Source organism: Vibrio sp. (assembly GCF_038138445.1).
GTDB lineage: Bacteria > Pseudomonadota > Gammaproteobacteria > Enterobacterales > Vibrionaceae > Vibrio.
Genome location: NZ_JAYQDQ010000008.1, coordinates 1 through 18,957, shown reverse-complemented (window position 1 = coordinate 18,957; position 18,957 = coordinate 1). Strand labels below are relative to the sequence as shown.

Sequence of the window (18,957 nt, the reverse complement as noted above, 5' to 3'; positions counted from 1 at the left end):
TTTTACCTAGAAGTTGATAGGTTGCGAATGTTATGAAATTTTATCGCTGGGGTTATTAAAACTATCATTTGTAGCAATAAAAACATGTGCTAAATGGCTAAAAAATAGACATCTATCTGGTTGTATTTTACACAGGTCGTTGATTGAGCACATCTCACACGCGATACTCCTTTTCACATTGATATCAGTAATTATTGTGGAGGGCTCTGAATTGTTTAGAGTTGGCCAATAGTCTTTTCTCTCTATGTAAGCTTTGTATCTGATGCAGAACTTACAAGGGGTATATATGGATAGCGAAAAATGAACAGTAAATTTGGCGTTATATTTTCCCTTACTATTTTTGGCCCGTCGCTCACTATCAGTGCTGCTTGGTGTAATACAAATCCTGAAGGTCTGTGTATCGAACGGCTGAATGAAAATGACAGTAAAATTCGGGCTTGGTTTTGCATTTTGAAACCTTGCTGGTGGGCTACGATATCAAGTCAGATCAAGATTGGAGTAGTGTCATGCAGCAGCGAGGGATGTATACCGAGTGGAATATTGCTCGCCGAGCTGATTACAACAATGGCAAAAATGAAGGTGTATGGTTTAGTGCATACAGAGCACGAGGAGCCAGTTGTTGGAAGCGTTCAGAGTTGCTTTATTTTCATGAAAACTGGGCGGGCACCAATTTTATTCAAAAGCCTCATGATTGGCCTGACTCTCAAGCCGCGCAAGTCACTTATCAAGACATGATTGATAGAGTTAGTGAACAAGGCATGCTTTTCGATAATAACGGTCAGGTAGTGGCCTTTTGTGCCAATGAAGCCAAAGTTTCAGCAAGTGGTTAATCACGAATAAGAAAAAGGCTAAGGGTGGCCTTTTTCTTACTCGTGAAATGGAACTAGCTTAGAGCTTTTTGATAAACCTACTTTCCACTGACATAGTAAAGTCATGATTGTCTGAGAGAGTAAACTCTATGGTTGCAACAGGGGAGCTAAGACTGTCGGGTTGCACGCCAAGGCTCATAGGTAAGCTAAAGACTTCTCCAGGTAAGACGTTGACGGTTTGCTTTCCATACCAAGACACATCCGTTAACCCTTTTACGTCCAGTTTATATTCTTGCTTTTGTTGTGTTTTATTGATGATTTTTAGTGTGTACGTATTTTCGACTTCACCGAGTTCGTTGACTCTAAATAGTTGGTTTCTGTCTCTAAGCACACTCAGGCCCGCAGGGTCAACGGCGGCTATTTGGGCGAAGAACAATCCGATCATCAACACAAATATCGCACCATAGCCCAGTAATTTGGGGCGCATGATCTTAGTGTGCTTGCCAGAAAGTCTGTGCTCAGTGGTATAGCTGATTAAGCCTTTGTCGTAGCCCATTCTGTCCATAGTGTGATCACAAGCATCAATACAGGCGCCGCAGTTAATGCACTCATACTGCAAGCCATCGCGGATATCGATACCAGTAGGGCAGACTTGAACACATAAATTACAGTCGACACAATCACCTAAGCCTAACTTTTTTGGATCAGCCTTACGTGACCTTGCTCCGCGCGACTCACCACGTTTTACGTCATAGCCTACGATAAAGGTGTCTTTGTCGAACATGGCTGATTGAAAACGAGCATATGGGCACATGTGAATACACATGATGGATCGCATCCAGCCAGCATTACCATAAGTACATCCAGCAAAGAATAACACCCAGAACACAGGCCAAAACGCTTCATCCCAAGTGAAGAAATTGATGACTAGATCGCGTATTGGCACGAAGTAACCAACAAAGGTAAACCCTGTAGCGAGAGCGATAGTTATCCACGCAAAATGCTTGGCAGCTTTACGCATGATGAGATCGCCAGTGAGTTTGCCGGTATCTTGCTTGCGACGTTTATTGGCACTTCCTTCAAACTTTTCTTCAAACCAAATGTACATAAAGGTCCAAACGGTTTGAGGACAGAGGTATCCACACCATACTCGACCCAAAAATGTGGTGATAAAAAATAGCCCAAAAGCTGAGATAACGAATAACAGCGCCAGTAAGGTGAGATCTTGTGGGTAGAGCGTGGTGCCAAAGAAATTAAACTGCTGGTTACCTATATCCAGCAGTATAGCTTGCCGCTCTCCATATGTAATCCATGGCACAAGTGCAAAGAGCAGCAACAAAAACCAACCACCATAGCGGCGTAGTCGTTGAAATTGTCCCTTACTTTCTCGCACATATATACGATTACTTGGATTAAACCTGTCCCCTTTGGTTTTGTGAGTTTTGGGGTTAAAGGTTTTGGGAGTCACGTCTTTTACTTCAATCTTGTCCTGACTCATAACGCTTCCTTCTTGGGCTAAAGGCAAGGCTTCTTTGTGGCCTTGCTCTATCGACAATCCTTGTTAAGTATTGTCTTATTTAGCGATGATTATATACGTGGCGTCATTTTTATTTCTTTAAGGTAATCAACCTTTAGCAACAAAGAGCAGTACAGTTTGATAAAAAAAAGACCTAACAGTTTACCCATCCTTATGATTTAGATATAAAAACCAAAAAAACACTCAATAGAAAACAACTATTTTATGATGCCTCGAGCTTTAAGTAGTGCAGACTTAAAATCAGGCTCATGGTCTTTCGCTAAGCCAGGGATCATTTCATTTTTGGCGCTATTGCGCATTTTCAGATGGTAGATCAATACATCATCGGTGAGCTTTTCTAGTGGACCTTGATACCCCGCTTCTTTTGCTAGTTGGACAATAAAGGCTAGCAAATTGAGATCTTGGTTTTTATTCCACTCTGGTTCTAGGAGCTCAAGCAACTCTTCAATACGATGACACCTCATGATAATTCCCATACTTTCTGTGATGATATGGTGTCAAATGTATCAAATGGCATGCTCCAGTGCCAAGGATTAAATTGAGTTGGAACTATATTGGAATAAAAGAAAAAGCGCAGTATCGCTGCGCTTTTTAACTATGCCGCCTTGGTCACTTTGGCTGTAGATGACGCCAATAATGCCGTCTTTTCTACTAAAGTCATTCCGGGCGCGAGATTGTGTGTCGCGGGTGTCTTTACAAAGCCACTGCGGCGACGCATCGCACGGTTGGTGTGCGAGCACCTGACTACTGTTGGTCGCATTGATTAACCTAACTGCCAGGCATATCCATTGCCAAATTTATGGCCTAATTAGTTATGAGCTGCGCTATGCTGTTGCAAGGAACTCTTCTGGCTCACGCCAATCCAAGTAACTAATCAGGGACTGTGATATGAAGCATACATATCACTGATTAGACTAGCACCATCTTATCAATTGGTCGATATCTAATCGTTTATCTTTATCCAACCTCACTGCAATTATGTGAGAAAGGTTGCAGTAGTCTAGCTCCCGTCCAGATTAGTATGAGTCTATGAGGTTGCATCTAGATGTGTTGTTCCTAGGAGAAGTGAATGTCGTTTTTTAAGAAAACCCTTGCAAGCTTTGGTATAGGATCCGCGAAAGTAGACTCTGTACTTCAACAAGAAGTGCTTTACCCTGGTGAAAAGGTAAACATAAGAGTTGATGTTTATGGGGGCGCGACTGCGCAAGAAATAGATAACATAGAAATAAAACTCTATTGTCGCTACATCAAGGAAATGCCCTCTAATCAAGGTAATGATAAAGGATCGAATAGTCGAATGCGACGAGTACCCAGCAACCATGCCTTAGCTTGTTGGAGTTTGCCATATGCGTTTACGCTTGAGCCTGGTGAAACCCGCAACTTTGATGTTGAGCTTAACATACCTTGGAACACACCAGTGACAATAGGCGATTCCAAAGTATGGCTAGAAACGGGATTGAATATCGCTTTGGCGAAAGACCCGACGGATAAAGATATATTAACGGTACGCCCAGATCCTTTGTTAGACGGTATCTTCACGGTATTGGAAGAGAGTGGTTTACGTATTCGTCAGGTTGAATGTGAGGCTGTCGAGGGTTTTGACTTGCCTTTCGTACAAGAGTTTGAATTTGTACCGACCACAGGGCCGTTCCATGGGCGATGGCGAGAGTTAGAGGTGGTGGCGCATAGAAATGATCAACATCTTGAAATCTGGTTTGAAATTGATCGTCATCGTAAAGGCACTCGGGGAATGTTGGCTGGTTTACTTGGCAGTGGCAAATTGAAACGTCAGTTATCTATTCCTGTTGACACCCCAATAACACAAGCGAGTAAACAGGTTGTCGAATACCTAGACAAACATACTTAACCTAAAGTTAATATTTTTAGCTTACATGTGTAAGCTGAGTGTGTCATACTCTAGAGCAATTATTCCACAATATGGTTAATTATGACCACTCAGCACAGCCCTGCGTACAGCACAACAGAAGAGCTGGCAAACACTCTAACCCATGGCGTTGGCATCTTGTTAGGGGTGGTCGGCCTAATTTTACTTTTAATAAAAGCTGTCGATAATAATGCAGATACTCTCACTATTACCAGTATGAGTATATATGGGGCGAGCATGATAGTCCTATTTCTTGCTTCGACGCTTTACCATGCTATCCCCTATCAAAGAGCCAAAAGGGCGCTTAAAACGTTTGATCATTGTGCAATTTACTTACTGATTGCCGGGAGTTATACGCCGTTTCTCTTAGTCAGCTTACGAACCCCTCTTGCGATTGGCTTAATGATAGTTATCTGGGTATTGGCTCTTATTGGCATTATTATGAAGCTGGCGTTTGTCTATCGTTATAAAAAGCTATCACTTGTAACCTATTTAATGATGGGCTGGTTGTCTTTGGTGGTGATTTATCAACTTGCGCTTAACCTAGAAGTGGGCGGGTTAACCCTTTTGGCTGCAGGAGGGATAATATATTCACTTGGTGTTATCTTCTATGTTGCTAAGCGCATTCCCTTCAACCATGCGATATGGCATGGATTCGTTCTGGCAGGTTGCGCTTGTCATTTTTTCGCCATTTACTTGTATGTTGACCCTGTTTAGCGATTGATAAGACTGGTGATATTTGCGCTAATTAGATACTGGTCTTGTTTAACCACCTCCAGCTCTATATCCTTGCCTTTCTTTACTTGTTGTGATCGCAGGTAGGTATCTGGCATTCGTTTGATTGATTGCCATATTTGGATACTTTTTTTCGTGAGAACTTTTTTATCTATCCCTGATACTTCAATCTCAATTTCAATGAGTATTACTGAGTTGAGGCTTTGATTGGTGATAGAGGTTGGAATAATGAGCTTACCACCAGCATAGCTTGGCGCTCCGAGCAGCACGTCCACTCCAGAATCTGACAGTTGCATGATAGGGTGATTACTATCGAGTTTAATCATGCTGTCTGTTTTTTTATCGATAAGTGGAATGGCTGCAAGTTGTGACTTATCTGAAGTAAGGCTTTCAGCCTTGTCAGGTGACGTCTGGGCTACATATTGCCAAGTAAAATTGTCATGTAAAATGACTTGGCGACCATCATTTAAAGTCACTGTTTGATCTGCCATTACAGTCGAGGCTGCGAGTATAGTCAGTAAGCTTATAGCTTTATACATCTTTTGTCCTTAGCGCTTCCAAAATGCTGGGAAAAATAATACCAATATAGTGAGTATTTCCAGTCGTCCCATTAGCATACCAAAGCTGAGTAACCATTTTGCCATATCGGGAAGAGGGGCAAAATTACCAGTTGGACCAATGACAGAGCCCATGCCCGGTCCTACGTTTGCGACTGCGGTAATGGAACCAGAGATGCTGGTAATAGGATCCAGTCCTAGCGCGCTTAGGCAGCCAGCAATAACAATAATGGTGACGAAAAACATGAGTACAAATGCGACGACTGAGCGAACAATATCGTCGTTAACGGGTCTATGGTTATATCGCTGAACAAACACACCTGAAGGGTGGATCAGTTTCATCATTTGTTTATTGAGTAGAGTGATTGCAATTTGAAAGCGGAAAATCTTAATGCCCCCAGAGGTAGAGCCAGAACAGGCTCCCGCCATCATCAAGAAGGCAAATAAAGTGGTAGGCAAAGCTCCCCAAGCGGTAAAGTCCTCCAAGCCAAACCCTGTTGTAGTCAATACAGAAACAATATTGAACATAGAGACTCTTAGGGCGTCCATGACGTGGTAGCCATCTCGAATGACTAACCAGCCGGAAATAATAAGACTAGAACTTAGGAACAAATAGGTGAAGCCCTTTACTTGGGCATCACTAAACAGCTCAGTGACGGTTCGCTTTCTAAGTGCGGCCACAAATAATAAAAAGGGTAGGCCGCCAAGAAACATAAACAGAGTCGCAACCCAGTGTGAGCCATGGGAGAAATGGTTCATTGAGCCATCAGAAGTCGAATAACCACCGGTAGAAAGGGTTGTAAATGAGTGATTGATTGCTTCAAATAAGCTCATGCCTGTAAGAAGGTAGCCAATCATACACAGACCTGTCAGGCTCAGATAAACCAGCATAATATTTTTAGCAACGGTTTTGGCTCTGGGACTGCTTTTATCTGACCAGTCTGATGATTCGGTATGAAAGAGCTTCATACCCCCGACGTTGAGCATTGGCAACACCGCAACCGCCATTACAATGAAGCCGATACCACCCAACCATTGCAATATGGATCGCCACAGTAAAATGCTCGGCGCCATGTCATCGAGTCCACTCAGTACTGTTGATCCGGTCGTTGTGATACCAGACATGGTCTCAAAGTAGGCATCGGTAAAGCTAATGTGATTGATAAACACAAAAGGTAGAGCCGCAAATGAGCTGGCTACTGTCCACACCAAACTAGTGATTAAAAACATGTCTCGAGCACTGAGCTTGAAGCTTTTAGTGCGCCCTATAGTTAAACATGCAAACGCTGCTATGTGGGTGATGATAACGGCTTGGCCAAACTCGATAAACCCAGCGGTTCCAGTAAAAAAAGCCACCAGCGTTGGGACATACATAAATAAGGCAAGCTTTGAGAGTACCAAGCCAATAACAAACAGAATAGGGCGAAAGTTGACCATAAGTTCAAACCTAGAGGAAGAATGGACTCGGCTGGAACAGGGCTTCTACGTCCGCAACGTACTTCTTATCAACTAAGAACATCACCACATGATCATCTTGCTCTATAGTAGTGCGGTCGTGAGCTATCAAGACTTCTTCCCCTCGTACAATGGCTCCAATTGTGGTTGCAGGTGGAAGCTTGATGTCACCTATCGCCCGACCTACTACTTTTGAGGTTGTTTCATCACCATGCGCAATGGCTTCGATGGCTTCAGCTGCGCCTCGGCGAAGAGACGATACGTTAACAATATCTGCTCGGCGAACATGGGTCAGCAAAGCGGAAATGGTGGCTTGCTGGGGGGATATGGCAACATCGATAACCCCACCTTGGACGAGATCCACATAGGCACCGCGCTGGATTAAAACCATGACCTTTTTAGCGCCCATTCGTTTTGCCAGCATGGCAGACATGATGTTGGTTTCATCCTCATTTGTTAGTGCGATGAATACGTCAACCTGGTCGATGTTTTCTTCGAGTAGCAGTTCTTGATCGGCGGCATCGCCGCAGAAAACTATGGTATTCTCAAGCTCTTCAGATAGCTTTTCCGCTCTTATATAGCTGCGCTCTATAAGTTTGACACTGTATGATTGCTCAAGACACTTAGCGAGACTCGCACCAATATTACCCCCGCCCACAATCATTATTCGTCGATATGGTTTCTCAAGGCGCTGTAATTCGCTCATCACTGAACGAATATGGTTACTTGCTGCGACGAAGAAAACCTCATCATCTGCTTCAATGATAGTTGTCCCTTGTGGGCGGATAGGCCTACCTTGACGAAAGATGGCTGCGACTCTGGTATCGATGTGCGGCATGTGTTCTCGAAGAGCAGAAAGAGCATTGCCAACCAGGGGACCGCCATAATAGGCTTTAACTGCAACTAAACTTACTTTTTGGTCGGCGAAACTGACAACTTGAAGCGCTCCTGGGTATTGAATTAGGCGTTCAATATAGCTTGTCACTAATTCTTCTGGGGCAATCAAGTGATCGACAGGCACTGCACCAGATTGAAACAGCGCCTCTTTTTCGTATAGGTATTGTGGTGAGCGAATTCTGGCAATACGGTTGGGCGTGTTAAACAAAGTAAAGGCCACCTGGCATGCTGCCATATTGGTCTCATCCATATTAGTTACAGCAACCAGCATGTCGGCATCTTGAGCGCCAGCTTCGCGCAGTACATCGGGATGACTCGCATAACCATTGACGACCCGCAAATCATACTTATCTTGAAGCTCGCGCAGTCGGTCACTGTCTTTATCAACTATGGTTATATCATTGTTTTCGCCCACCAAATTTTCAGCTAATGTCCCGCCGACTTGTCCTGCACCAAGAATGATGATTTTCATAGTGTTTCCTGTTTAACCAAAGTTGAAAAGACTGCTAGCCTCTAATCATTATGCACTTTCTTAAGAATGGCATAGTAAAATCCATCCATACTTTCCTCTCCGGGAAGTATTTGTCGCCCAGGCTTTTCTGTTGTAGAGCCTTCTAATTGTGCATCTTGGGTGCGCGATAGGAAGGTCTTTATTTGTTCGCTATTTTCTTGGGGAGTAATAGAGCACGTCGCGTAAACTAGCGTACCGCCTGGCTTTAACTCTTGCCACATAGCATCAAGGATTTCGCTTTGTAACTTGGTGAGTGCAGTTATATCTTCTTGGCGTCTTAGCCATTTTATATCTGGATGACGACGAATGACACCAGTGGCAGAGCACGGAGCGTCAAGTAAGATTCGATCGAATTTTTCTCCTTGCCACCAATTCTGTGGATGGCGCGCGTCACCGTAAATAACCTGAGCGTTTAGTTTTAGGCGACTTAGGTTGTCATGGACACGCTTAAGTCGGTTTTCATCACAATCAATAGCAACAACTTGAGCCCCTTCAGTTCTTTCTAGGATGTGCGCTGTTTTGCCTCCCGGCGCTGCGCAGCAATCAAGGATCAGCTCGCCATCTTTTGGAGTGAGGTAGTTTAGAGAAAGCTGTGCTGCAGCGTCTTGTACCGATACCCAGCCTTGGTCAAAACCAGGTAGCTGAGAAACATCACAAGGCGTTTCTAATCTGAGGGCATCCCGTGCTTCACTATGGGCGATACTATTGATGTCACTGTCTTTAAGAAGCTGTTGGTAATCTTCACTGCTATGGTGCTTATGATTAACCCTTAGCCACATAGGTGCCTTGCTATTATTAGCTTCAACAATGTCTTGCCATTTATCAGGGTACGCGTCTTGAAGTAGGGTTAGCAGCCAGCTCGGGTGGCCATATTTACCAGCGTTATGGCTGACCGAGTGGGCATCCAGTTCTTCCTGTTGGCGCTGATAGTTACGCAGTACGGCATTGATTAAACCGCGCAGGCGAGGGCCTTTGAGTGTCTTGGTGCCCTCAACCGTTTCCCCCACTGCCGCATGAGCTGGAATACGCATAAAGCTTAACTGATAGATACCAACTAAAATCAGATGATGAAAAACACGTTGTTTGCCTTTGAGTGGCTTATCCATGAGCTCATTAGCTATAGATTCAAGGCGAGGAAGATAGCGCAGGGCGCCGTAACATATTTCTTGAAGTAGAGCTTGGTCACGAGGTTTAACTTGCTGTTGAGCTAGTGGAAGTGCAGTGGAAAGAGACTGGCCCTTGTCGACGACTTGGAAAAGGACATTAGCCGCAGCAGCGCGAACATTCATGTAAAATACCTTGATAGTAAGGAGGGTGTCTCCACCCTCAAAAAGTACGTATAAATTAAGTCAGTTGTGTACCGACTTCAAACCAATTGGCTCGTGAATTCAGAATATCTTGAATTGGCATGGCCTTTTTGCCTGGAACTTGGAGCTGCTCCAAAACCAGAATATCTTTACCAGTAGAAACATAAATACCAGTTTTATCTGCTTGGATTATAGTTCCCGGGGCCTGGTTAGTGTCTTGCTGCACCACTTTGCTCTGCCAGACTTTAATGTTTTTATCGCCAGCAACAAAGTGACTGATTGGCCAAGGGTTGAAAGCCCTTACGCAGCGTTCAATGTGCTTAGCATCGTCACTCCAATCAATGCGAGCTTCTTCTTTGCTAAGCTTTTCGGCGTAATTGGCTTGGTCGTCATCTTGCTTTTCTGCGCTTGCTGATTTATTGGCTATTTCGCCAAGACAGTCGATCAAAGCTTTGGGGCCAAGTTCAGCGAGTTTGTTGTACATAGATGCGCTGGTATCTTGCGGCTCGATAGGCAGAGTAGCAATCTTCAGCATATCTCCTGTGTCCAAGCCAATATCCATTTGCATAATGGTCACGCCCGTTTGCTCATCGCCCGCCCAAATTGAGCGCTGAATCGGTGCGGCACCGCGCCACCTTGGCAAAATGGAACCATGGACATTGATACAACCAAGCTTTGGCATGTCGAGAACAGCTTGAGGCAGTAGCAGGCCATAAGCGACAACGACCATAAGTTCTGCTTTTAGACTGGCTAAATCTTGCTTGTCTTGGTCTGACTTGAAGTTTTCTGGCTGGTAGACAGGGATATTATGCTCAATCGCCAAGGTTTTTACTGGGCTAGCGGTGATTTTCTTCCCGCGCCCCGCTGGTCGATCAGGTTGAGTGTATACTGCGATAACCTCATGCTCAGAAGACAACAACGCCGCCAAATGACGGGCGGCGAAGTCAGGAGTACCAGCAAAAACAATCTTTAAAGGTTTGCTCAAAGTGGGTTCCTTTGTTTATTTGTTAGGCTTTACTGGCGTTTTTTTCGTTAAAACGTTTTATTTTTGCCAGTTTTTCTTGGATGCGCTTACGTTTCAAAGGCGATAGGTAGTCGACAAACAGTTTACCTTGTAAGTGGTCAAGTTCATGTTGAACGCAGATCGCGAGTAGCTCATCTGCTTCAAATGTGAATTCTTTGCCATCTCGGTCAAGCGCTTTTACTGTCACTTCCGCAGCTCTTGGCACCAAGGCTCTCGCGCCAGGAACAGATAAGCAGCCTTCTTCGATGCCATCTTCACCACGTTTTTCAGTGATTTCAGGGTTGATAAGAACCATAGGCTGATCGCGCGTTTCTGATATGTCAATTACGACGACGCGTTTGTGAACATCAACTTGAGTGGCAGCAAGGCCAATTCCTTCTTCGTCGTACATGGTTTCAATCATGTCGTCGACGAGCTTTTGAATCTCAGGTGTCACCTGTTCTACTGGTTTTGCTACCGTGCGTAGGCGATCATCTGGAAATGTTAATACTTGTAATACAGACATATACACTCGAAATTTTGAACTGAGCTGAATCAGGATAAAGTTTACTGGGTCAATTCTAGACATTTTACCACCTAAATGACAGCATGGTTATTGCTTTTAACTGTTTTGCCTGAATTAAAGCCAGTTGAGTACTAATCAGGTTTGCTTGGCTATTCTGGTTCAATTTATATACTGAGCAACATGCTAGAAATATAGAGGTGCCATCTGAGTGATTCCCCTAATAAAAGTGATGAGCTAAGCTCTTGGCTCAGTTTGTACTTTACCCCAAGAGTTGGTCCTAAGACTTTTCAGAAAATTGTTGCTATTGATTCACCCTCCAATATAGTCCCGTCATCTTCCCAAGCGTTAAGCGCGTTGGGTTTTAACTCTCGGCAAATTCAATATCTCAAGCATCAAGCGCTCAAAGACGTCGATGAGTGTCTTGAATGGCAATCCAATGGTATAAGCAGGCATATTCTAACCCTTGATGATCTTGGTTATCCTGAGCAACTAAAACAAATAGACTCCGCGCCTCCAGTGCTTTTTATTGAAGGTGACCTCATTAGCTTACAAGAGCCACAAATTGCCATTGTCGGCAGCCGCAACGCCAGTATTGACGGTCTTAATCTTGCAAGAGATTTTGCTATGCAGTTGGCTAGGCAAGACCTGGTTATCACCAGTGGTATGGCATTAGGAGTAGATGGTTATGCTCATGATGGCGCTATGCAAGTAGGGGGAGACACAGTGGCGGTTTTAGGTTGTGGCTTAAATAATATTTATCCCGCTCGTCATCAAAAGCTTGCGCAAAAAATTGCATCTCAGGGAGCTTTGGTGTCTGAATTTCACCCCAATGCAAAGCCAAAAGCAGAGAATTTCCCTCGGCGTAATCGTATCATTAGTGGCTTGTCTTTAGGTGTATTAGTTGTTGAAGCAGCTGAAAAAAGTGGATCGCTTATCACCGCTCGATACGCAAGCGAACAAGGCCGAGAAGTCTTCGCTATCCCAGGTTCGATCCATCACAGCCAAGCCCGTGGCTGTAATTGGTTGATAAAGCAGGGAGCGTGTTTGGTTCAACAGGTATCAGACATTATTGATGAAATAGATTGTTTGATACGTTGGTCTAATTTTCACCCATCGAAAGAGACGATGGAAGCATTTGAACAAATTGATTGCAAAGAAGAATTGCCATTTCCTCACCTGTTAGCTAACGTAGGTAGTAAGGCTATACCTGTTGATATTCTTGCAAGCAGGACCAATATACCTGTTCAAGATGTCATGATGCAGCTTTTAGAGCTTGAGCTCTTAGGGCACGTTGTTGCAGTTTCTGGTGGCTATATTCGAAAGGGGAGGGGCGAGCTATGATGATGGATATCCTTATGTATCTGTTTGAGACTTACATCCATAGTGATGCAGAGTTACAGGTCAATCAAGATGAGCTGGAAGAAGAATTAATTCGTGCTGGTTTTCATCAAAAAGACATATATAAAGCCCTTGTTTGGCTCGAAGAGTTAGCAGCATTACAACAGAGCGAAACGCACGCGGCGATTTCAATTTGTAGCACGTCAACATCGACACGTATTTATACCGAGAAAGAATGTTTGAGACTGAACATTGAATCTCGTGGCTTTTTAACATTCCTTGAGCAAGTTAACGTTTTGTCCACTGAAACTCGTGAAATGGTCATCGACCGTATTATGGGGTTAGAGACAGATGAGTTTGAGTTGGATGATTTAAAGTGGATCGTGTTGATGGTGCTGTTTAATGTGCCGGGGAATGAAAATGCTTATACCTTAATGGAAGAGCTTCTATACACTAAAGAGCAGGGTATTCTTCATTAGAGCGTATGAGTGGTAAAATTGATAATCAGCTGTTCTCTGCCCATGAGCACGCTTTAGAACAAAAAGCATGCCCTAAATGTCGCTCTCAGCAAGGCAATGGGCAGCTTCAACTTCGTCATGGTAAACATGGCGTTTTTCTTGGCTGCAGTTTGTACCCTAGTTGCGATTATGTTCAAGCACTGCATCAAAATGATGGTCATGTTGTTAAAGAGTTAGGGGTACCTTGCCCCGAGTGCGGCCAAGAGTTAGTGCTACGTCATGGTCGTTATGGCATGTTTATCGGTTGCAGTGATTATCCAAACTGCTCCCATTTGGAATCGCTAGACCAAGAAACCAAGTCAGCCCCAAGTGCTGATATAGCCTGCCCCGAGTGTCACAAAGGCCAACTGGTTGAGAGGAAAAACCGTTTCGGTAAAACCTTCTATGCTTGTGATAATTTCCCTAAGTGCCGTTTTGCGCTTAACCAGCCACCCGTGAAAGGTTGCTGTGAGCAATGTGGTTTTCCTTTATTAGTTGAGAAGACGCTTGCCAACGGCAATAAGCTTCAATGTGCAGACCGAAAATGTGGTTACACACAGGCTTAAAATGGAGAAAAAACGGCGCTATGAATAGCGCCGTATAACTTGGTTTGTTAATTGCTCGCTTTATCGCGCCATTGCTGAACAGCAGGAAAGGCGGAGGAGTCCAATAGGTTAGACAAAGTAGCAAGTTTTCGTTGTAGCTCGCCTGTGTAATCACCACACACATTAATGTGGCCCATTTTTCGCCCAGCTCGCTTCTCTTTACCATACCAGTGTACATGGCACCCCGATAACTCAAAGACCTCAGATGGTAGGCGATCTTCTCCAAGGATATTGATCATGGAAGTTTCGCGAACAAGCTTGGTGCTACCAAGAGGCATTCCACATACTGCCCTAAGGTGGTTCTCAAACTGGCAGGTTTCGGCACCTTGCTGTGTCCAATGGCCGGAATTATGCACTCGAGGCGCGATTTCGTTGACAAGCAGAGTACTATCGAGATCAAAGAACTCAAGTGCCAGCACTCCGCTGTAGTCAAGTTGATTAGCAACAGCAGTGAACATAGTTTCCGCTTGTTGCTGCAGTTCATTATCAGCAATAGCGGTTGAGATACTCAACACACCATCGGTGTGGATATTTTCAGCCAATGGATAAACTTTGATTGTCCCATCTTTTGCGCGAACGCCAACTAAGGATACTTCGCGGTTAAATGGCACGAACTCTTCAGCGACAATCGCTTGATCATGTACCGATTCAATGCAGATTTTCATCTCTTGCCAAATTGACTCTATCTGCTCATGGCTTTTTAGACGCCATTGACCCTTACCGTCATATCCACCAAGGGCGCTTTTTAGCACCATAGGGATGCCAATCTGCTCGATTGCTTGAGTGAAATCCTCTTTGGTTTGAATAACATGATACTTGGCACTGCGAACTTTGGCTTTATCCAGTAGCGCTTTTTCGAGGCGTCGGTCACCGCCGCACTTTATTGCCTCAGATGAGGGCAGAAGTTTCCCACTTTTTTGGCACTCATCTAAAATTGGATGTGGTATATGCTCAAATTCAGCGCTAATGACATCGGCCTTCTCAATGGCATTCGCTAGTCCTTTACCTATTTTTTCTTGTGTCAGAGGGTGAACAATTTCTTCACTACCGACGTCATAGGCTATGACCTTGATGCCCAGAGGGGCGCCAGCTAAAGACATCATACGTGCCAATTGACCTGCGCCAAGCACTAACACTTGCATGGGTTACTCCTCAGCTGGATTAGGATTAGCGAGAACTGTTTCGGTTTGTTGATCTCTAAAAGCCTCAACTTTTGCCATCACAGCTTCATCATGAGTACCTATAATTTGCGCAGCTAGGATGCCTGCATTGGCTGCGCCTGCTTCGCCAATAGCGAGAGTTCCAACTGCAATGCCTTTTGGCATTTGTACGATGGAAAGTAAGGAATCCATGCCTTTTAACGCTCTCGATTGAACCGGAACCCCCAACACAGGAAGGCTAGTGAAAGCTGCGGCCATACCAGGTAAATGGGCAGCGCCACCTGCGCCAGCAATAATCACTTTTAATCCGCGCTGTTTAGCACTATTGGCGTAATCGGCAAGAAGTTGTGGGGTGCGATGAGCCGAGACTACTTTTGTTTCGTACTCCACTCCAAACTGATCCAGCATTTCTGCTGCCAGCTTCATGGTTGGCCAATCAGACTTAGAACCCATGATGATACCGACTTTCATCTTCAACTCCTTAATTCAACTCTTTTAGATGAGCAGATAAATTTGCCCGTATTATACGAGGATTTTTACCTCAAGCAAACGTTTGCGCCTGCTTTTGATTGCGATGAGTGTAATTTGTCATCAAATAGCTTTAGGCATTGGAGAAGAATATTTGTAAACTTTGGTTCTTCAAGTGCAAATCAGACAGGAAAAATCCGTGGATAATTTTGAGCAAGTATTATCGGCTCTTAACAATGGTGAGGTCATTGCTTACCCAACAGAAGGAGTGTTTGGTGTTGGTTGCGATCCCGATAGCCAGGAAGCCATTATAAAACTGCTGGAGTTAAAGCAAAGACCTGCTGAGAAAGGCTTGATTTTAATTGCTGCTAGCTATGAGCAGTTATTACCATACATAGATGAATCTCAGCTTTCTGAGCAGCAACTTAATCAAGTCCATAGCACTTGGCCTGGTCCAGTAACTTGGATTATGCCGTGTAGCGATAAAGTTTCAAACTTGGTGAGTGGCCAATTCGACTCGATAGCGGTGCGTGTTACCGATCACCCCTTGGTCCAAAAGATGTGTAATGCTTTTGGAAAACCGTTAACTTCGACCAGTGCTAACTTGAGTGGTCAACCTCCTTGTATGACATCGCAAGAAGTGGAGCAGCAGTTAGGAAACCGATTGTCGGCAATTTTGGTTGGTGAAACTGGTGGAAGAGATAAGCCGAGTGAGATTCGTGACGCTAAAACATCTAAGGTTTTGAGACAAGGTTAATTCTGTTAGGGAAGTAAGACAAATGCCAGCCATCAACAAACAAGCAGTAAAGCAATTTTTAATTGAACTACAAGATTCAATTTGTCAGCAGTTGGAACGGGTAGACGGAGTCGCCAAGTTTAAAGAAGATGCATGGAGTCGAGAGCCCGGAGAGAAACTAGGCGGCGGAGGTCGCACTCGTGTCATGACTGATGGGGCAGTCTTTGAGCAAGGTGGAGTGAATTTTTCACATGTAGAAGGCCAAGAGATGCCAGCTTCAGCAACGGCTCATCGCCCTGAGTTAGCGGGTCGACGTTTCGAAGCTATGGGTGTGTCGTTAGTGATGCACCCTAATAATCCTTATGTCCCTACCTCGCACGCCAACGTGCGTTTTTTCATTGCTGAAAAAGATGGTGAAGACCCTATTTGGTGGTTTGGCGGCGGCTTTGACTTAACACCGTTTTATCCATTCGAAGAAGATGCGCAGCATTGGCATGATACCGCTAAGCAAGTTTGTGCTCCGTTTGGCGAGCACGTCTATCGCGAGTATAAAGCTTGGTGTGACAAATACTTCTACCTGCCTCATCGTGACGAAACGCGTGGAGTTGGCGGCTTGTTTTTCGATGATCTTAATCATTGGGAATTTGATAAATGCTTGTCATATATAAAAGCGGTTGGTGAGGGGTATACTCAGGCCTATTTACCCATAGTTGAGCGACGTAAAGACACTGACTTTGGTGATAGAGAGCGCCAGTTCCAGTTATATCGTCGCGGTCGCTATGTTGAGTTTAATTTAGTTTTTGACCGCGGCACTTTGTTTGGATTACAAAGTGGTGGGCGAACCGAGTCAATTTTAATGTCTATGCCGCCATTGGCTCGCTGGGAATACGGTTATCAGGTTGAAGAGGGTAGCCATGAAGCGGAGCTTTATAAGCATTTCCTAAAACCGAGAGATTGGTAGGCTTTCTTCTCGGTAAGGTTGATGATAATGTCATTAAATTCGAGTGACCTTTTTGTCTTGAGTGGGTAAGGACATGACAGAGCAGAAAGTGCGTTATGCGGTTTTTGGCAATCCGATTGGTCAGAGTAAATCGCCTTATATTCATACGCTATTTGCGCAGCAAACCAACCAGCCTATCGCTTATACAGCAGAGCAAGCGCCTATCGATAGGTTTGAAGAAACTGTTCAGGCTTTCTTTGACCAAGGCGGTCAAGGATGTAACGTCACAGTACCATTTAAAGAACAGGCTTTTAGAGTGGCGACCCAGCTTACTGAGCGTGCTCAACTAGCTGGTGCGGTCAATACACTGAAAAGACTTGCTGATGGGCAAATCTTAGGTGATAACACTGATGGAGAGGGCCTTGTTCAAGATTTACTTCGACATGGTGTAAAGCTTGAAGGTGCTCGTATTCTGCTTATTGGAGCTGGTGGGGCGGCTCGCGGGGTTGTAAAGCCGTTACTTGAGCAGGGGCCAGCTAAGATAGTGATTGCCAATCGCACACACAGTAAGGCCAAGGAGTTAGCAGAAGTTTTTCAGCCTTACGGTGAGGTTGTTGCCCAATCAATGGATACCATGCTGGAAGCATATGATGTGATTATTAACTCAACATCTGCCAGTTTAACTGGTGAGGTGCCTGATATCTCTAGCGCGATCTTTTCATCATCCAGCGTTGCTTATGATATGATGTATGGAAAAGGTAATACTTCTTTTTGCCAGTGGGCAATAGATAGTGGATCTGTCTCAGTTTACGATGGTTTGGGCATGCTTGTCGGACAAGCTGCGGAAAGTTTCTTTCTTTGGCGAGGTGTTAGGCCGGAGATAAAGCCAGTACTTGATGCTCTTAAAAACCATCTTGAGGATAAACTATGAATCAGTCGATCTTGTTTTCTGATACTCAGGTGTGGGATGAAGCTAAACAAGTTGTGTTATTTCCGGCACAGTGCTTTGGCGCCCTTATACAATGCCATATCAGTAAAAAGGCACTAGAGGAGATGTCTGGGTGCCTTTTGAATAATGAGCAGCATATATTAACGGTTTTTTCTCAGTGGCGCTTTGAGATTGAAGAGCTTGCTGAGGCTTTAATTGAAGATGAAGCCTTTGATGAAAAGGGCATGATTGAGATTAGTAATTGATATCTTTTACCTTATGAAGATAGTCTTCTTTATTTTGCACATAGTTACTCGCCGATTTAAGTAGGAAAGCTCGTTCTTCCTCTGTTAAAGGACGAGCTTGTTTCACTGGACTTCCGACATATAAAAATCCACTTTCAAGCTTTTTACCTGGTGGGACTAAGCTTCCTGCTCCTATCATTACATCAGCTTCTATTAATGCGCCGTCAAGAACGATAGCGCCCATGCCAACTAGGACTCGGTCTCTGATTGTGCAGCCGTGAAGCATAACCTTATGCCCAATGGTAACGTCATCACCTATTATAAGTGGGAACCCTTCTGGATTTTTTTCGTTTTTATGTGTGACGTGGAGGACACTGCCGTCTTGTATGTTGGTTCGCTCTCCTATGTGGATATGGTTAACATCCCCTCTAGCAGCAACAAGCGGCCAGATGCTTGAGTCTTGACCAATGTGAATATCGCCAACAATAACAGAGCTGCTATCTATATATACTCTTTGGCCTAGCTGGGGTTGAATGTTTTTATAGCTACGGAGAGAGTTCATTCTTTATCCTTTTTATCTAGCAAATTTAAGCTTTTCTATGGCCCAAAGTAGCAAAAACGAAGATTATTGAATAGAAAATCTTCAAACGATAAAAAAAATCAAAAAAACTAAAAAAAGAGCTTGCCAATGTGAAGTTGATCTCTATAATTCCCCCTCGCTGACACGGGAGCGCAGTCAAGTTTTACTTGATTAACAGCTTCGGTTCAGAAGGTAAAAAAGCGTTAAGCAAAGTACTTAGAATTAAGTTAAAAAAGTT

Annotated in this window: 22 protein-coding genes; 10 read left to right on the top strand and 12 right to left on the bottom strand. The window is 44.2% G+C overall.

The features are described from left to right. The first annotated feature begins 443 nt into the window (after nt 1–443). Nucleotides 444–830 carry a hypothetical protein gene (locus AAFM34_RS04195; RefSeq protein ID WP_341660279.1) on the top strand — a complete coding sequence of 129 codons (387 nt, stop codon included), beginning with the start codon at nt 444–446 and terminating at the stop codon, nt 828–830. A 58-nt stretch (nt 831–888) separates the two neighbouring features. On the opposite strand, the gene ccoG is transcribed toward AAFM34_RS04195, so the two are convergent. The 3 genes from ccoG to AAFM34_RS04180 form a co-directional block, all read right to left on the bottom strand. Then, nucleotides 889–2,307, bottom strand: a complete 1,419-nt coding sequence (ccoG, locus tag AAFM34_RS04190) for a cytochrome c oxidase accessory protein CcoG (RefSeq protein ID WP_341660277.1) — start codon at nt 2,305–2,307, stop codon at nt 889–891. Nucleotides 2,308–2,543: 236 nt separating this feature from the next. Further along, a complete protein-coding gene (locus AAFM34_RS04185; RefSeq protein WP_341660275.1) occupies nt 2,544–2,810 on the bottom strand; it encodes a YihD family protein in 267 nt (88 codons plus the stop codon). Between the two features lie 131 nt (nt 2,811–2,941). Further along, nucleotides 2,942–3,106: a hypothetical protein gene (locus AAFM34_RS04180; protein WP_172971794.1), complete on the bottom strand. Its 165-nt coding sequence runs from the start codon at nt 3,104–3,106 to the stop codon at nt 2,942–2,944. Between the two features lie 309 nt (nt 3,107–3,415). Here AAFM34_RS04180 and AAFM34_RS04175 point away from each other — a divergent pair, with 309 nt between their 5' ends. Both AAFM34_RS04175 and AAFM34_RS04170 read left to right on the top strand, forming a co-directional pair. Continuing rightward, nucleotides 3,416–4,213 carry a sporulation protein gene (locus tag AAFM34_RS04175; RefSeq protein ID WP_341660271.1) on the top strand — a complete coding sequence of 266 codons (798 nt, stop codon included), beginning with the start codon at nt 3,416–3,418 and terminating at the stop codon, nt 4,211–4,213. A gap of 81 nt (nt 4,214–4,294) precedes the next feature. Further along, complete coding sequence (locus AAFM34_RS04170) at nt 4,295–4,948, top strand: hemolysin III family protein (RefSeq protein WP_341660269.1); 654 nt, start codon at nt 4,295–4,297, stop codon at nt 4,946–4,948. Here the strand turns inward: AAFM34_RS04170 and AAFM34_RS04165 are convergent. Genes AAFM34_RS04165 through def form a run of 6 tightly spaced genes read right to left on the bottom strand, consistent with a single transcriptional unit; the run spans nt 4,945 to nt 11,222 of the window. Beyond that, the gene (locus tag AAFM34_RS04165; RefSeq protein ID WP_341660267.1) at nt 4,945–5,505 is read right to left on the bottom strand and encodes a DUF3157 family protein; all 561 of its coding nucleotides are present in this window, start codon (nt 5,503–5,505) and stop codon (nt 4,945–4,947) included. The genes AAFM34_RS04170 and AAFM34_RS04165 overlap by 4 nt on opposite strands. Before the next feature lie 9 nt (nt 5,506–5,514). Further along, a complete protein-coding gene (locus AAFM34_RS04160) occupies nt 5,515–6,960 on the bottom strand; it encodes a TrkH family potassium uptake protein (RefSeq protein ID WP_341660265.1) in 1,446 nt (481 codons plus the stop codon). Nucleotides 6,961–6,970: 10 nt separating this feature from the next. Then, nucleotides 6,971–8,347, bottom strand: a complete 1,377-nt coding sequence (gene trkA, locus AAFM34_RS04155) for a Trk system potassium transporter TrkA (RefSeq protein WP_341660264.1) — start codon at nt 8,345–8,347, stop codon at nt 6,971–6,973. 41 nt (nt 8,348–8,388) lie between these two features. Beyond that, nucleotides 8,389–9,675, bottom strand: coding sequence for a 16S rRNA (cytosine(967)-C(5))-methyltransferase RsmB (gene rsmB / locus AAFM34_RS04150; protein ID WP_341660262.1), 1,287 nt, complete (start codon nt 9,673–9,675; stop codon nt 8,389–8,391). A gap of 55 nt (nt 9,676–9,730) precedes the next feature. Then, the gene (gene fmt / locus AAFM34_RS04145; RefSeq protein WP_341660260.1) at nt 9,731–10,678 is read right to left on the bottom strand and encodes a methionyl-tRNA formyltransferase; all 948 of its coding nucleotides are present in this window, start codon (nt 10,676–10,678) and stop codon (nt 9,731–9,733) included. A 22-nt stretch (nt 10,679–10,700) separates the two neighbouring features. Continuing rightward, entirely contained in the window at nt 10,701–11,222 is a 522-nt protein-coding gene (gene def, locus AAFM34_RS04140; protein WP_341660390.1) for a peptide deformylase, read from the bottom strand. 252 nt (nt 11,223–11,474) lie between these two features. Between def and dprA the strand changes: the two genes are divergently transcribed. The 3 genes from dprA to AAFM34_RS04125 are packed head-to-tail and all read left to right on the top strand — an operon-like array spanning nt 11,475 to nt 13,623. After that, nucleotides 11,475–12,563, top strand: coding sequence for a DNA-processing protein DprA (gene dprA, locus AAFM34_RS04135; RefSeq protein WP_341660258.1), 1,089 nt, complete (start codon nt 11,475–11,477; stop codon nt 12,561–12,563). Then, on the top strand, nt 12,560–13,039 hold the full coding sequence (locus AAFM34_RS04130) for a DUF494 family protein (protein WP_114787755.1): 480 nt from the start codon (nt 12,560–12,562) through the stop codon (nt 13,037–13,039). Before dprA ends, AAFM34_RS04130 begins: the two co-directional genes overlap by 4 nt. A gap of 5 nt (nt 13,040–13,044) precedes the next feature. Then, nucleotides 13,045–13,623 carry a topoisomerase DNA-binding C4 zinc finger domain-containing protein gene (locus AAFM34_RS04125; protein ID WP_341660255.1) on the top strand — a complete coding sequence of 193 codons (579 nt, stop codon included), beginning with the start codon at nt 13,045–13,047 and terminating at the stop codon, nt 13,621–13,623. Between the two features lie 47 nt (nt 13,624–13,670). On the opposite strand, the gene AAFM34_RS04120 is transcribed toward AAFM34_RS04125, so the two are convergent. Further along, nucleotides 13,671–14,804, bottom strand: coding sequence for a 5-(carboxyamino)imidazole ribonucleotide synthase (locus AAFM34_RS04120; protein ID WP_341660253.1), 1,134 nt, complete (start codon nt 14,802–14,804; stop codon nt 13,671–13,673). A gap of 3 nt (nt 14,805–14,807) precedes the next feature. Further along, nucleotides 14,808–15,293, bottom strand: a complete 486-nt coding sequence (gene purE, locus AAFM34_RS04115) for a 5-(carboxyamino)imidazole ribonucleotide mutase (RefSeq protein WP_239173935.1) — start codon at nt 15,291–15,293, stop codon at nt 14,808–14,810. Between the two features lie 196 nt (nt 15,294–15,489). On the opposite strand from purE, the gene AAFM34_RS04110 reads away from it, so the two are divergent. The 4 genes from AAFM34_RS04110 to AAFM34_RS04095 all read left to right on the top strand — a co-directional run bounded on the left by AAFM34_RS04110 (nt 15,490) and on the right by AAFM34_RS04095 (nt 18,160). Further along, complete coding sequence (locus tag AAFM34_RS04110) at nt 15,490–16,047, top strand: L-threonylcarbamoyladenylate synthase (RefSeq protein WP_341660248.1); 558 nt, start codon at nt 15,490–15,492, stop codon at nt 16,045–16,047. A gap of 22 nt (nt 16,048–16,069) precedes the next feature. Further along, entirely contained in the window at nt 16,070–16,987 is a 918-nt protein-coding gene (gene hemF, locus AAFM34_RS04105; protein WP_341660246.1) for an oxygen-dependent coproporphyrinogen oxidase, read from the top strand. A 73-nt stretch (nt 16,988–17,060) separates the two neighbouring features. After that, nucleotides 17,061–17,897, top strand: a complete 837-nt coding sequence (gene aroE, locus AAFM34_RS04100; protein WP_341660244.1) for a shikimate dehydrogenase — start codon at nt 17,061–17,063, stop codon at nt 17,895–17,897. After that, entirely contained in the window at nt 17,894–18,160 is a 267-nt protein-coding gene (locus AAFM34_RS04095; protein WP_341660242.1) for a DUF1488 domain-containing protein, read from the top strand. The genes aroE and AAFM34_RS04095 overlap by 4 nt, the downstream gene beginning before the upstream one ends. Here AAFM34_RS04095 and AAFM34_RS04090 read toward each other — a convergent pair. Further along, nucleotides 18,150–18,701, bottom strand: coding sequence for a gamma carbonic anhydrase family protein (locus tag AAFM34_RS04090; protein WP_341660240.1), 552 nt, complete (start codon nt 18,699–18,701; stop codon nt 18,150–18,152). The genes AAFM34_RS04095 and AAFM34_RS04090 overlap by 11 nt on opposite strands. Nucleotides 18,702–18,957: the final 256 nt, after the last annotated feature.

Coding starts and splice junctions, on each gene's coding strand:
- ccoG (WP_341660277.1), bottom strand. CDS start 2,307: ATGAGTCAGGACAAGATTGAAGTAAAAGACGTGACTCCCAAAACCTTT.
- AAFM34_RS04185 (WP_341660275.1), bottom strand. CDS start 2,810: ATGAGGTGTCATCGTATTGAAGAGTTGCTTGAGCTCCTAGAACCAGAG.
- AAFM34_RS04180 (WP_172971794.1), bottom strand. CDS start 3,106: ATGCGACCAACAGTAGTCAGGTGCTCGCACACCAACCGTGCGATGCGT.
- AAFM34_RS04175 (WP_341660271.1), top strand. CDS start 3,416: ATGTCGTTTTTTAAGAAAACCCTTGCAAGCTTTGGTATAGGATCCGCG.
- AAFM34_RS04170 (WP_341660269.1), top strand. CDS start 4,295: ATGACCACTCAGCACAGCCCTGCGTACAGCACAACAGAAGAGCTGGCA.
- AAFM34_RS04165 (WP_341660267.1), bottom strand. CDS start 5,505: ATGTATAAAGCTATAAGCTTACTGACTATACTCGCAGCCTCGACTGTA.
- AAFM34_RS04160 (WP_341660265.1), bottom strand. CDS start 6,960: ATGGTCAACTTTCGCCCTATTCTGTTTGTTATTGGCTTGGTACTCTCA.
- trkA (WP_341660264.1), bottom strand. CDS start 8,347: ATGAAAATCATCATTCTTGGTGCAGGACAAGTCGGCGGGACATTAGCT.
- rsmB (WP_341660262.1), bottom strand. CDS start 9,675: ATGAATGTTCGCGCTGCTGCGGCTAATGTCCTTTTCCAAGTCGTCGAC.
- def (WP_341660390.1), bottom strand. CDS start 11,222: ATGTCTGTATTACAAGTATTAACATTTCCAGATGATCGCCTACGCACG.
- AAFM34_RS04130 (WP_114787755.1), top strand. CDS start 12,560: ATGATGATGGATATCCTTATGTATCTGTTTGAGACTTACATCCATAGT.
- AAFM34_RS04125 (WP_341660255.1), top strand. CDS start 13,045: ATGAGTGGTAAAATTGATAATCAGCTGTTCTCTGCCCATGAGCACGCT.
- AAFM34_RS04120 (WP_341660253.1), bottom strand. CDS start 14,804: ATGCAAGTGTTAGTGCTTGGCGCAGGTCAATTGGCACGTATGATGTCT.
- purE (WP_239173935.1), bottom strand. CDS start 15,293: ATGAAAGTCGGTATCATCATGGGTTCTAAGTCTGATTGGCCAACCATG.
- hemF (WP_341660246.1), top strand. CDS start 16,070: ATGCCAGCCATCAACAAACAAGCAGTAAAGCAATTTTTAATTGAACTA.
- aroE (WP_341660244.1), top strand. CDS start 17,061: ATGACAGAGCAGAAAGTGCGTTATGCGGTTTTTGGCAATCCGATTGGT.
- AAFM34_RS04095 (WP_341660242.1), top strand. CDS start 17,894: ATGAATCAGTCGATCTTGTTTTCTGATACTCAGGTGTGGGATGAAGCT.
- AAFM34_RS04090 (WP_341660240.1), bottom strand. CDS start 18,701: ATGAACTCTCTCCGTAGCTATAAAAACATTCAACCCCAGCTAGGCCAA.